Annotated in this window: 8 protein-coding genes and 3 pseudogenes; 5 read left to right on the top strand and 6 right to left on the bottom strand. The window is 59.6% G+C overall.

Features of this window, described 5'->3' with window-relative positions; genetic code table 11:
- The first annotated feature begins 182 nt into the window (after positions 1-182).
- The gene (locus tag ABIB95_RS28555; protein ID WP_247457873.1) at positions 183-1,049 is read left to right on the top strand and encodes an electron transfer flavoprotein subunit beta/FixA family protein; all 867 of its coding nucleotides are present in this window, start codon (positions 183-185) and stop codon (positions 1,047-1,049) included.
- A gap of 446 nt (positions 1,050-1,495) precedes the next feature.
- On the opposite strand, the pseudogene ABIB95_RS28550 reads toward ABIB95_RS28555, so the two are convergent.
- Positions 1,496-2,079, bottom strand: a pseudogene (locus ABIB95_RS28550) (MFS transporter); the annotation flags it as partial.
- A gap of 13 nt (positions 2,080-2,092) precedes the next feature.
- Between ABIB95_RS28550 and ABIB95_RS28545 the strand changes: the two are divergent.
- Positions 2,093-2,239, top strand: a pseudogene (locus ABIB95_RS28545) (MFS transporter); the annotation flags it as partial.
- A gap of 37 nt (positions 2,240-2,276) precedes the next feature.
- Here ABIB95_RS28545 and ABIB95_RS28540 read toward each other — a convergent pair.
- From ABIB95_RS28540 to gmd, 4 genes and pseudogenes are all read right to left on the bottom strand, one after another.
- A pseudogene (locus ABIB95_RS28540) lies at positions 2,277-2,418 on the bottom strand (MFS transporter); the annotation flags it as partial.
- A gap of 132 nt (positions 2,419-2,550) precedes the next feature.
- Positions 2,551-4,377, bottom strand: a complete 1,827-nt coding sequence (gene glmS / locus ABIB95_RS28535; protein WP_247457872.1) for a glutamine--fructose-6-phosphate transaminase (isomerizing) — start codon at positions 4,375-4,377, stop codon at positions 2,551-2,553.
- A gap of 219 nt (positions 4,378-4,596) precedes the next feature.
- Complete coding sequence (fcl, locus tag ABIB95_RS28530; RefSeq protein WP_354116724.1) at positions 4,597-5,574, bottom strand: GDP-L-fucose synthase; 978 nt, start codon at positions 5,572-5,574, stop codon at positions 4,597-4,599.
- A complete protein-coding gene (gene gmd, locus ABIB95_RS28525) occupies positions 5,555-6,640 on the bottom strand; it encodes a GDP-mannose 4,6-dehydratase (protein ID WP_354116723.1) in 1,086 nt (361 codons plus the stop codon). Before gmd ends, fcl begins: the two co-directional genes overlap by 20 nt.
- A gap of 1,234 nt (positions 6,641-7,874) precedes the next feature.
- On the opposite strand from gmd, the gene tnpA reads away from it, so the two are divergent.
- From tnpA to tnpC, 3 genes are all read left to right on the top strand, one after another.
- Positions 7,875-8,276, top strand: coding sequence for an IS66-like element accessory protein TnpA (tnpA, locus tag ABIB95_RS28520; protein ID WP_247457869.1), 402 nt, complete (start codon positions 7,875-7,877; stop codon positions 8,274-8,276).
- Complete coding sequence (gene tnpB, locus ABIB95_RS28515) at positions 8,273-8,620, top strand: IS66 family insertion sequence element accessory protein TnpB (RefSeq protein ID WP_247457868.1); 348 nt, start codon at positions 8,273-8,275, stop codon at positions 8,618-8,620. The genes tnpA and tnpB overlap by 4 nt, the downstream gene beginning before the upstream one ends.
- A gap of 72 nt (positions 8,621-8,692) precedes the next feature.
- Positions 8,693-10,269, top strand: a protein-coding gene (gene tnpC / locus ABIB95_RS28510) for an IS66 family transposase (protein ID WP_502917564.1) whose coding sequence is annotated in 2 segments (ribosomal slippage) — positions 8,693-9,551 and positions 9,551-10,269 — 1,578 coding nt in all. Because the reading frame shifts where the segments join, the coding sequence is not laid out codon by codon here.
- Positions 10,270-10,669: 400 nt separating this feature from the next.
- On the opposite strand, the gene nolL is transcribed toward tnpC, so the two are convergent.
- The gene (gene nolL, locus ABIB95_RS28505) at positions 10,670-11,791 is read right to left on the bottom strand and encodes a nodulation factor fucose acetyltransferase NolL (protein ID WP_354116732.1); all 1,122 of its coding nucleotides are present in this window, start codon (positions 11,789-11,791) and stop codon (positions 10,670-10,672) included.
- Positions 11,792-12,850: the final 1,059 nt, after the last annotated feature.

The following is a 12,850-nucleotide window of genomic DNA, read 5'->3' as shown; positions in this document are numbered from 1 at the left end:
GCCGTTTCTGCCGCGACTCAGATCAGAGAGAGATCACGTCCGCTTTGCGCAGCCCGTCGCAGTCCCGACAACGGTCTCACCGTCAGTCTCCAGCCGTTGCATTCGTCTCATGGGCGAAATGCCTGGGGTGGTATGACAGTTGCTATTCGTGGGGAGCCTGCTCAACATCTTAGGAGAAGCATATGCACAGCATCGTCTGCATCAAACAGGTGCCCGACTCCGCACAAATCCGCGTGCATCCTGTCACGAATACGATCATGCGTCAGGGCGTGCCGACAATCATCAACCCATATGATCTGTTCGCACTGGAAGCTGCGCTCGAGCTACGAGACAAGTTCGGCGGCGAAATCACTGTTCTCACAATGGGGCCGCCATCGGCCGAAGAATCTCTCCGAAAGGCGCTGACATTTGGTGCCGATCGTGCTGTCCTGCTCACTGATCGTAGTTTCGCGGGCTCCGACACGCTGGCGACGAGTTACGCGCTGGCGTGCGCGATTCGCAATATCGGCAAGGAATATGGCCCACCAGACGTCATATTCACCGGCAAGCAGACTATCGATGGCGATACGGCGCAGGTGGGACCTGGCATTGCGAAGAGGCTCGGGGTCCAGCAGCTTACATATGTTTTCACAATCAAAGCGTTAGACTTCAAAGTACGCACGATCGATGCGGAACGGCGCTGCGAAGGAGGAGTCCAGATGCTGCGTTCCAAGCTTCCTTGTCTCGTCAGCATGTTAGAGGCAAGCAATCAAATTCGTCGCGGTGCAATGATCGATGCCTTGCGTGCGGCCCGTGCCTCAATCGTAAAATGGAGCGCTCAAACTGCCCGCGTGGATGACATGGCCAAATGCGGTCTGAGGGGGTCGCCGACCGTCGTCAAGCGTGTCTTCGCGCCCTCCGCACGAGCGGAGAAGGCCACGTGGGTGGAAGCGGCCGAGCAGCCGGCGCAAGCGTTGATCGACGCCATGTTCAAGCGCAACCCTACGCTCGAGACGGAGCTCGCACAGCTTGCGCGCGGTACCTCATCCGCGCAAACTAGCGGTGCGTGAAGTCGCGGCTGATCGATCGGAGGCATCGATGGCCTGGGCCGTGGTCATGCATTGGCCCGTCGCTCGGTGCACCAGGCACGATTCAATCTTTTCAACCGCTCGCTAGGTTTGGCGAGCTGCGATACACTAGGTCCACCTGGGGAATTCATGCAGCCTCAAGACGTGCCCCGTTCAGTTTGCTTGACAGCGCACGTGGGCTCGCGCGAGGGATGTATCTCCCTCGCGGGAGCTCTGCCGTGTTTGAAGTAACCGCAAAGTGCGAGCGTTATCATCGCGCCGCTCGACTACAGAACGAATCGAGCGTGGCGGTAGTGCTCAGCCATTCCCGGTCAACATCAGCGACGGCTCGTCCCGATACTGCTCGATCTTGCATGCGAAGAACCGTGACCCGCAGAGTGGCACGCGGACCACCGTGAGATCACCGCAAGGACCGCCACGCACCCCGTTCAGTTCAGTCTTGGACGTGAAGGTCCCCGTGGGCGCGCTGCTAATGCGGGGGTAAATTGCGGGCTTAAGGCCCGGTTAGACCGCTGGGGTCGCGACAGCTTCGCAACTCTCTTGGTGTTTCCTGGATAAATCGTGAGTGCGGCGATAATGCCGAGGAAAGCTGCAAACATCAACCAGAAACCCGGCGAAGCCTTGTCGTCGGTCCGATCGATCAGCCAAGTCGATGCAAGCGGCGTAAAGGTGCCAAAGAGAGCTGCGGCGAGTGCGAAGGCCAAGAAAAGCAGGTTGTGCGAACGTGCTTCGGCACGATTTCGACCAAAGCGCCCAACATGGCGCCGCTATAGGTGCCAAAGTAGAACGATAACATCATCTCCACTGCCAGCATCTTGCCAAAGCTCGGGTCGGTCACAAGCCAAGACAACGCCGGATATACAGTCACCAAGGCAAGGCCGGCAATGGTCACCAAGACCGGCTTCCGACCGATTCTGTCAGAAATCGCGCCGCCAATTGGGTTCCAGATGAAGTTCGTCACCGCGACCAAAAGCGTCACCAAGAGCGTGTTCTGCGAGGACAGCTGCAATACGCGATCATCATGACTTCCGGCCGAAATGGTTGCTGCCTGGGGCTGGCGGATCCCATTCTTCCTTGGCTGCTTGATCGTTCCGCTTATCTTCTTCCTGCGCCGGACGCTGGAGGAAACTCCAGAGTTTCTGGTCATGAAGACCCACCCAACCGGCCGAGAATGACAATGCGCCGGTTCGCAACTGTGGAGGCAATGAGCTTCGCTCAAAAAATATCCGATAAGAGCCGCGACAAAGATCGCAACCTGCTGGCTCGAGGACCGAAACGATGTGTAGAAGCCGCGGTTGCCCGTAGTAGCAATCTCGGAGAGGTAGACGGATACGCCGCCAACCTCAACGCCGGGCCATGAACCGGCACAAGCCATGCGGTCGCATCGCGCCAGGAGCCGGGCAGCACATCGTAATTCGATCTGACAGAGGCTTGTGCGCATTCGGAATCTGACCACGACAAATCCAGGTCACGTCACCTTGCCTCATTCGACGGTTACCGATTTCGCGAGATTTCGGGGTTGGTCGACGTCCGTGCCCATCAGGATGGCCGTGTGGTAGGCCAGAAGCTGCACCGGAATCGCATAGACAATCGACGTAAATGTCGTACCCATCTCCGGCAGCACAATCGTCGCGAGTGAATCCATGGATACCTCTGCGGCTCCCCGAGCGTCCGTTATCAAGATAATCTTGCCGCCGCGTGCGGCAACCTCCTGCATGTTCGAGATGGTCTTTTCGAACACCCGGTCGCAGGGAGCAATGACGATTACGGGAACGCTCTCGTCGATCAAGGCGATCGGGCCGTGCTTGAGCTCACCGGCCGCATAGCCCTCGGCGTGAATATAGGAGATCTCCTTCAGCTTCAGCGCCCCCTCCAGGGCCAGTGGAAACGACGTGCCGCGACCGAGATATAGCACGTCACGCGATTTGGCGATGTCGCGTGCGAGCTTCTCGATCTGCGGCTCGCTGGCAAGCGCCGCTGTAACTAGCCGCGGAATTTCGATCAGCGCTCGCACGAGATCGACCTCGTCGCTCTCCGGCAATTCACCGCGCGCCTTGCCAGCAGCAACCGCAAGCGCCGCCAGGACGACCAGCTGGCATGTGAACGCCTTGGTCGAGGCAACGCCGATTTCAGGTCCGGCGAGTGTCTGCAACACTGTCCCGCTTTCGCGCGCAATGGTCGAACTCAGTACGTTCACGATCGAGAGGGTATGCAGGCCTTGCGATTTGGCATAGCGGAGCGCGGCCAGCGTATCGGCCGTCTCGCCGGACTGCGAGATGAAGATAGCAAGATTTCCCTTGCGCATCGGCGCCTCACGATAGCGAAATTCGGAGGCGACATCGAGCTCCACTGGAATACGAGCCAGCCGCTCGAACCAGTATTTGGCGATATGGCCGGCGTAGCCTGCCGTACCACAAGCCGTGATCGAGATATGTCCGATCTCGTTGAAGTCGAACGGAAGCTCCTGCGGCAGTGCCACGCTCTCGGTGGCGATATCGACGTAATGCGCCAGCGTCTGCCCGATCACCTCTGGCTGTTCGTGGATTTCCTTCGCCATGAAGTGGCGGTAGTTTGCTTTCTCGACGAGAACCGACGACGCGCCAGATTTCATCACCTCCCGGCGGACAACTGTGCCTTGTGCGTCGTAGACCACGCTGAAGTTGCGGTTGAGCACAGCCCAATCGCCGTCCTCAAGGTAGGTGATCAAGCCGGTAAGGGGCGCGAGCGCGATAGCATCCGATCCGAGATACATTTCGCCTTCGCCATGCCCGATCGCGAGTGGTGAGCCCTTGCGCGCACCGATCATGAGATCGTGTTGACCCTTGAACAGGATTGCAAGCGCAAACGCGCCGACTAGCCGCGGCAGCGACGCTTTTACTGCCTCCTGCGGCGAGCAGCCGTCTTTCAGATAAAAGTCGATGAGATGCGTCACCACCTCGGTGTCTGTTTCAGAGGCGAAACAGGCGCCATGCCGTTTTAGCTCCGCGCGCAGCTCGCGGAAATTCTCGATTATGCCGTTATGGACGACTGCAACATTGCCTGTTGCATGCGGATGAGCATTGTGCTCCGTCGGCTTGCCATGAGTAGCCCAGCGCGTGTGCCCAATCCCGACATGGCCTGAGAGCGGATGGCAGCGAACGCGTGCCTCAAGGTTCCTCAGCTTGCCCTCGGCGCGTCGAAGCTCGATTTGGTTTCCTTGGAGCGTTCCAATGCCCGCTGAGTCGTAGCCGCGATATTCCAGTCGCTTCAGTGAATCGATGAGGCGATCCGCGACCGGACCGCGCCCCAAGATGCCGACAATTCCGCACATTTAATCAGTTTACCTCAAGTTCAAAACAGAGCGTCCCGCAAGGCGCGCCTGACCAATTCGCTCGCTATAGTTATCGGCCAGTCTAGCCGTTCCTGCCCTCCATCGGGCACGCGGCACCCCGAGGTGCGCGAGCTCCAAGCAACACGTGGAGCCCTGTCGAATCCGCCGGAAGATCCTAACGCAACTTTCCGGCAATCGCACAATGAGCGCCGTCAGCAGTTAGCAGCTGCATGAGTCTCTCGTTTTGTCCGATGTACCCGATACCGCCAAGAAGTCCTGGTAGGTCTGTCGCATTCCATCTACAAGCCAAGTCCTCGCGCGCCAGCCGAGGCTTGCGAGGCGGCTGACGTCGAGCAGCTTGCGTGGCGTGCCGTCGGGGCGCGAGCTGTCGAAGGCGATCTCGCCGCTGTAGCCGACGACCTCGGCCACGACCCGCGCGAACTCGGCGATGGTGATGTCCTGGCCGGTGCCGATATTGATCAGCTCCGTGCTCGAATAGCTCTTCATCAGGTGCACGCAGGCATCCGCCATGTCGTCGACATAGAGGAACTCGCGCCGCGGCGTGCCGGTGCCCCACACGGCGACACTCTTTGCGCCAGCAACCTTCGCCTCGTGGAAGCGGCGGATCAGCGCGGCAACGACATGGCTCAATTCGGGATGATAATTGTCGCCGGGGCCGTAGAGATTGGTCGGCATCACGCTGATGAAGTCGCACCCGTACTGGTTGCGATAGGCCTCCGCCATCTTGATCCCGGCGATCTTGGCGATCGCGTATGGCTCGTTGGTCGGCTCCAGCGGACCCGTGAGCACCGAATCTTCGCGCAGCGGCTGTGGTGCCAGTTTCGGATAGATGCAGGACGACCCCAGAAACATCAGCTTCTCGGCGCCGTTCTGATGCGCGGCCTGGATCACGTTGGCCGCGATCGTGATGTTGTCGTAGATGAACTCCGCGCGCAGCGTGTTGTTGGCGACGATGCCGCCGACCTTGGCCGCGGCGAGGAAGATCACTTGCGGCCGCGTCTTCGCGAACCAGTCGAACACAGCGGCCTGGTTGCAGAGATCGACCTCGCGCCGGTCCACGGTGACGAGCTTGACGTCCTCCCGTTCGAGCCGGCGCGCAATCGCGCTGCCGACCATGCCGTGATGGCCGGCGACGTAGACGCTTTTGCCTGTCAGCTCAAACGGTGCGTATGCCACTCGCCGCTTCCCGTTTTGCGTCCGCCAGATCGCTCGCCATCATCTCCGCAACGAGCTCTGCAAAGCTCCGCTTCGGCTTCCAGCCAAGCACCTCGCGCGCCTTGCTGGCGTCACCGACGAGGAGATCGACCTCGGTGGGGCGGAAATAGGTCGGATCGATCTTCACGACCGTCTTGCCGCTCTTCTCATCGACGCCGGTCTCCTCGACGCCCTTGCCGCGCCATGCGATGCGGCGGCCGACATGCGCGAACGACAGCTCGACCATCTCGCGCACCGAGCGCGTCTCGCCGGTGGCGAGCACGAAGTCATCGGGCTTGTCGGCCTGCAGGATCTTGTGCATGCCCTCGACATAGTCCCTGGCATGGCCCCAGTCGCGCTTGGCTTCGAGATTGCCGAGATAGAGCGTCTCTTCCAGCCCGACCTCGATACGCGCGACGCCGCGGGTGATCTTGCGGGTCACAAAGGTCTCGCCACGGATCGGGCTCTCGTGGTTGAACAGGATGCCGTTGGACGCGAACATGCCGTAGGCTTCGCGGTAGTTCACCGTGATCCAGTAGCCGTAAAGCTTGGCGACGCCGTAGGGCGAGCGCGGATAGAACGGCGTCGTCTCCTTCTGCGGGACCTCCTGCACCAGGCCATAGAGCTCGGAGGTCGAGGCCTGGTAGAACCGCGTCTCCTTCTCCATGCCGAGGATGCGGATCGCTTCCAGCAGCCGCAGCACGCCGATGCCGTCGGCATTGGCGGTGTATTCCGGACTTTCGAAGCTTACCGCGACGTGGCTTTGGGCGGCAAGATTGTAGATCTCGGTCGGCCGGATCTGCTGCACCAGACGGATCAGGTTGGTCGAGTCCGTCATGTCGCCATAGTGCATCAGGAACGGCACGTTGCCGACATGCGGGTCCTGGTAGAGATGATCGACCCGCGCGGTGTTGAACGAGGACGAGCGCCGCTTGATGCCGTGCACGACATAGCCCAGCGACAGCAGATATTCGGCCAGATAAGCGCCGTCCTGTCCAGTCACGCCGGTAACTAGAGCGACCCGCCGTTTGCTCTCTTGGTTTGACAAATCGTTGCTCTGCACAGGCTAATGTTGGTCCCCGATCGACGACGTCAATCGCGTCTGGCCTTTTCGAATGCGGAAGCGTCACGCTCTCGAACTGCCGAGTTCTGGACTCTGTATAGGCATTGCATCAATCGCTCAACTGTACAGAGGTAAACCTTCCACATCGAAAGGGTTTTGAAGCACTATACGAAAGTTTGTAGTCCGGGAGACTTCGTTCAGCCTTCGTCAGGCGTTTCTCTATTGCGTGGGTGCGACTAATGAAACTGCGGCGCGGATCGGAGGTAAGCAGAACCGTTTGGCCGAGAAGCGTTCCACAGTGACCGCGTGATCAACTCGCGCAGTGAGCCAGCGAGTTTCCCTCATTTCGTGTCCTTGCCTAGGAGTGTTCCAGTCTTGCTGTTCATCCAGTGCAACCGCGAGCAAGCCGGGCAAACAAAGCATTGAAATTCCTTCTCTGTCGCGCAGTACTTATCATCATTGATCCATTTTTCGACAATCAAGTTGGTATCTGGCAAGCAAAAGTGAAGGCGCGCATGTTGACTCTGTGCTGTTTGAGTTCACAAAAAAACGCTGCATGAATGAGGCCAGTGCTATATGGGACCTGAAGAAGATTATCGCGGCGATCACTGTCGCCATATGCCCCGGACGACGAATTCAGTAGAGAAAAGCATCTGGCGGTTCATTGCTCGCGAGTGGTCACGGAATCAACAACAATGGTGCGTCTAGCGCGCCGACGATATGGCTCAGAAGGTCGGGGCTCGGTTCGGCGACCATTCCGCCGCGGTCTTTTCCGCGCTCGCAAGCATGTCTTTGGACTGGCGGTGCTATGACCGGGCAAAGCCCGCATGTGCGTGAACAAGCCGCCTGAGCAGATGCCGGAGCCGTTGAAACTGGCGGTTTGCTGGTCCCGAGCGCCCTTCTCTTATCGATGCCCGCGACAAAGTCCCGGTTCTTGAGCAAGCTTTCTGGGACACCAGCCTGAGCTGACGGATCAACTGCGTTCTACCTCATTATCACATTTGATTTGCAGCCCCTCGGCAGAAAAAAGTCGGATGAGCTGCTCGTGGAGAGGTCGACCCGGGCCCTTAAACCACGTGCTCCTCGCTCGAATGCGCCGCAAGCAGGGTAAGTGTTAGAGGCGCGTCCTCGAAATGGATCGCTGGCTTATCGGGTTCGAACGTATCCGTCCGCTGAAGGCCGCCTTGCCAAGTGAGGCGCGGTGTTGAGAACTGTCCTTATGGACAGTGATAGGCGCAGTGCCCAAATCGAACGGCTCGAAGTAGTGGACACCGGCCGGCGGCGGCGTTGGTCCGAGGACGAGAAGCTCAAGATCGTCCTGGAGAGCTTGCAGGCGCCGCGGCAAGTCGCGGCGACTGCGCGGCGGTATGGCGTTTCGCGCTCATTGCTGCTGCGATGGCGGCGGTCGTTTCGCCCCGAGTCGAAGGAAGCCGCCGATCAAACCGGCTTCGTACCGGCGATGGTGGTCGCGGAAGCGATGCCTGGTCCAGTCCGGTCGGCCGACGGCGGAACGATCGAGATCGAGTTTGCGGCCGGAACTCGGATGCGGATCACGGGCACGGTCGATGCGGCGACGCTGAAGGTCGCGGTCGCGGCGCTGGCAGATGGGCGGCCGCGATGATCCCCATTCCGTCGGGCGTGCGGGTGTGGATTGCGACTGGCCACACCGACATGCGCCGCGGCATGAACTCGCTGGCCGTGCTGGTGCAGGAAGCCTTCATGCGCGACCCGCACGGCGGCGACCTCTATGTGTTCCGCGGCAAGAGCGGCAAGCTGATCAAGATCCTTTGGCACGATGGGTTGGGCATGTCGCTCTACGCCAAGCGGCTGGAACGCGGCCGTTTCCTCTGGCCGTCGCCGGCGGATGGCGTGGTGACCATCACCCCGGCCCAGCTTGGCTATCTTCTGGAGGGCATTGACTGGCGGATGCCGCAACACACGTGGCGGCCGCAGGCGGCCGGCTGATCGCCAGGATTTGAATCGATACCACGATCGGCGGTTCGGACAGCGACGGCAAGTTATGATTCTCTGGTTGGCATGGGCGCCGATGATTCTTTCCCTGACGATGTGACCACGCTGAAGGCGATGCTGCGCGCCGAGCGAACGGCCCGCCTGGCCGCAGAGGCGGATGCCCAGGCGCAGATATTGCTGATCGAGAAGCTCAAGCTCACGATCAGGAAGCTGCGGCACGAGCAGTTCGGACAGTCCTCGGAGCGCGGCGCATTGCTGGACCAGCTCGAGCTGCAGCTCGCCGATCTCGAGGCGAACGCCGCACAAGCCGAGACAGCGGTGCAGATGGCGGCAGCCGGCAAGATTACGGTGCCATCGTTCGAGCGCCGCAAGCCGGCGCGCCGGCCGCTGCCGGAGCATTTGCTGCGGGAGCGCATTGTCTATCCGGTGCCGGCGACCTGCCCATGCTGTGGCGACAACCGATTGCGCAAGCTCGGCGAGGACATGACCGAGACGCTGGAGCTCGTTCCACGCCAGTGGAAGGTGATCCAGCATGTGCGTGAGAAGTTCGTCTGCCGGGCCTGCGAAGCGATCACCCAGCCACCGGCTCCCTCGCACCCGATTGCGCGGGGGCGTGCAGGGCCGAAGCTGCTCGCCCATATCCTGTTCGCCAAGTACGGCCTGCACCTGCCGCTCAATCGTCAGAGCGATGTCTACCAACGTGAAGGCATCGACCTCGACGTATCGACGCTCGCGGACTGGGTGGGTGCCTCCGCGGCAGCCCTGATGCCGCTGGTCGGTGCGATCCGGAGCCATGTCTTTGCGGCCGAGCGCGTCCACGCCGACGACACCACGGTGCCGGTCCTGGCCAAGGGCAAGACGCGAACCGGCCGGCTTTGGACCTATGTACGGGACGACCGCCCGTTTGCCGGGCCAGATCCACCGGCGCCGTGTTCTTCTACTCGCCGGATCGCAGCGGCGAACATCCGGAACAGCATCTGGCGGGCTATGCCGGACTGATGCAGGCCGACGCCTACGCCGGGTTCAGCAGGCTCTACGAGCCCAATCGCAAAGGAGGCCAAATCGTCGAGGCCGCATGCTGGGCGCATGGCAGGCGCAAGTTCTTTGATCTCGCACGGCTAAGCCAAGCGCCGATTGCGGCCGAAGCGGTCAAGCGCATCGATATCCTGTTCGCCATCGAACGTGAGATCAACGGTCTTGCTCCGCAGGAGCGCCTGCGCGTGCGCCAGGAGCGTAGCCGCCGCCTTCTGATCGTCGAGCTGCAGGCGTGGTTGCGCGAACAGCGCGCCAAGCTCTCCAGGAGCAATGATACGGCCAAGGCGATCAATTACTGCCTCAGCCGCTGGGATGCATTTACTCGCTTCCTTGATGACGGGCGCCTGTGCATGTCGAACAATGCCGCCGAGCGCGAGCTACGGACTGTCGCCGTCGGCAGAAGAAATTGGACCTTCGCCGGCTCCGATGAGGGCGGCCGGCGTGCGGCTGCGATCTACACCCTCATCGCCACCGCCAAGCTCAACGACATTGATCCACAGGCTTGGCTTGCCGACGTGCTGGCCCGCCTGCCGGATCAACCCGCCAAGCGCATCCACGAACTTCTACCTTGGAATTGGCGCCCCCAGAGCGTCGCCCACGCTGCTTGAGCGCAAATCAGCCATCCGCCCAAGGCGACCTGACCGGGGGCCGTCACCGGATGCGTACAGCGCTTACGTCTCGGGTTCAGTACGGCACTCGAAAAAACATCTCGCCGAGTGTGATTGGATTAGGTTCGATCGCCAGATCTGGGTCGAAACCCGGCGGCTAGACGATTGGTGCAGCGAAGCTAATCTCAGGGCAGTCGATCTTATTTGGATGGACGCAATGGGCTGAGTTCGCCGGTGCCATGCAAACCCTCACCAATGCACGCTTCGATGGGGTTGCTCTTATGCCGATGACCGGCTCGACCGGCGGCACGCCGTCGCCGCCGGATCTGGGTTCGAACGTTATTCCTGCGGCGTCACAAGTCGATGCTATCGCAATACCCTGCCGTACAAATGCATACAGCTAGTTCATTGCAGGTTTTGCTTGCGGAAGACCTGAGCGTGGCGGCATTCCGAGGACGAGTTGCGATAGATATGGAACGCCGCGAACAATCGAGCGCACCGTTAGCGCGATCGCAATAATCGTTGCCCCGAGCATACCCGCGATGATCGACCGGGTCGTGAGATCCCAAAGGTTTCCGAACTGTACGAAATCCATGAGACGGAACACGGTACCCTGGACCAGGTAGAGCAGCAGCGTGGTCTGGCCCAACTCCACAGCGATAAAGCGGGCCATTCGATTTGAACGGCCAATGCTCCAGCATTGCAGCAGGAGTTCGATAGCGATTGCTGAGGCCGCTGCAGAGCCAACAAACATCAGAAGCACGTTTTTAGCCGACCGAAAATCGTGGATTACCCCAAGATTATTGTAGACATAGGTGTCCTTGTCCCATGCTAGAAAGCATACGCAAGTCACTATCGAGAGAAATAAGATCAGGAGCGGCTTGTGATGTCGCGATGTACTCGTCCATCGTTCTCTCGATTGAGCAAGCAAGAAGCCGAAGCAGAAGAACGGGTAAGTGAATCTGATCAGGGGTGATATGGAGAATGTCAGAGGCGCGAGTGCGACCAGTATGGCCAAGCCAGATATGACCCACGATTGGTGGTTGAGCTTGGTAGAAATCTTGAGGAGAAGATAGGAAACAAACGTCGCCCAGATGAACCAGTATGTGCCAGCGAAATCGTCTACAAATTCCAAAAGTCCGCTCGTTACGCTGGTTGCGCGCCACAATGCCGCCAGCTTAGCTGTCTCCATGAACGTCCACCAAAACAGCATCGGCAGCAAGAGCTGCTTCGCACGGTCGCTGGCGGCTCGAGTGAACGACTTTTGCAGCAGCGATCGAGAAGAAAGATATCCGCTTATCGCCATAAAGAGTGGCATGTGAAACATATAGATCGATTTGTAGTACGGCGAATACCAAAACCCGTCGTCTCGGTAGATGACATACTGAATCAGGTGCCCAACGATCACCAAAACAATGAGCGCACCTTTCGCGAAATCTAAGCTTAGATCTCGATCGTTTGCCTCTGTCGTGCGCGAACTCGGGGGGATCGTTCCAGTCCCGCGTAGCAATGCATCAAACATCTAGATATCTGTTGTTGATGAGCCGGCGGCCCGTTGTCCGCTTCTTCTGCCTCAATTTTGATCCAAACGAAAGGTGATGGCGGTAGTTTTTGGAACGGGAATAGTCAGGCCTTGAAGATGGAGCTGGCCGAGCGTCTTTGAATGCCTCGCGGAACTTTGTGGCAGGGCAGATATCTAATTTGATATATTGGTGTAGCAGTACGGGCACGGCATACTACTTGCAGACACGGTTCTGGGAGGAGGACTGTCGCGCTCTCAGTCTCCCACTCAGCCCGACGCATCTCGGACCCGGCAGATGCGTCGGGCTTCTTCGATTGGCCCAGCATAGTTGACATTTGGTCCGACACCTTCGCTTGCCGTCGAGGCGCTCACGCCAAATAGGGGCTTCTGATAGCTGAACTCGGGCACTCGCCTGCACTTCCGCAAATGCTTCGTCCCCAGCGCCGGTCGCCGGCCAACCAGCCGGTGTGATATCTCTCGTCATGGTGTTGCTCTCCTTTGGAATCAGCACCCCGAGCCTACCGGCTCAAGGTGGGCAACGCCGACCTCTTCAGAAATTCAACGAACCCGGGACATCCCCACCGCTCGTTCCTTGACGGCTTTCGTCGTAAAGCCGGCCGCCGGAGTGATTGTTGCTGCACCTATGCTGTAAACGGCTCAGGCTGGATCGCTGCTGCACAATCTACGGTCCTAATAAAGTCCGCACCCGTGCGGCTGGGCACGTGGCCACCAAGAAGCCATACCACACCATTTGACTCCATTCCGCTGCGAGCTCACCTTCGGCAGACCTCAGACTGGAAACTTAGATAGGCCAGCTCGACCAGAGTCGCTCGCGACTGCGAGCTTCTGCGGTCAAAGGTGCTGCTCGCACTCACGTGTTGTGGACCGAGGAGGGCAGCAGGCGTTCTCCGTGGATCAGCCGACTCGGCGGATCACAGATAGCGTTGGCCTTCAGGCTTCACCTTCATGATCATGGCCTCAAAACTCCTGACCATTTCGGCGGCAAGCGAGGACACACGCCAGTGACTTGTGCGGCGATGCGGTCGCTAGCAACAGTTT

This window comes from Bradyrhizobium sp. LA2.1, from assembly GCF_040547725.1.
GTDB classification, from domain to species: Bacteria; Pseudomonadota; Alphaproteobacteria; order Rhizobiales; family Xanthobacteraceae; genus Bradyrhizobium; species Bradyrhizobium barranii.
Note: the sequence above shows the minus strand (reverse complement) of the source record. Positions and strands in the feature narration are given on the sequence as shown.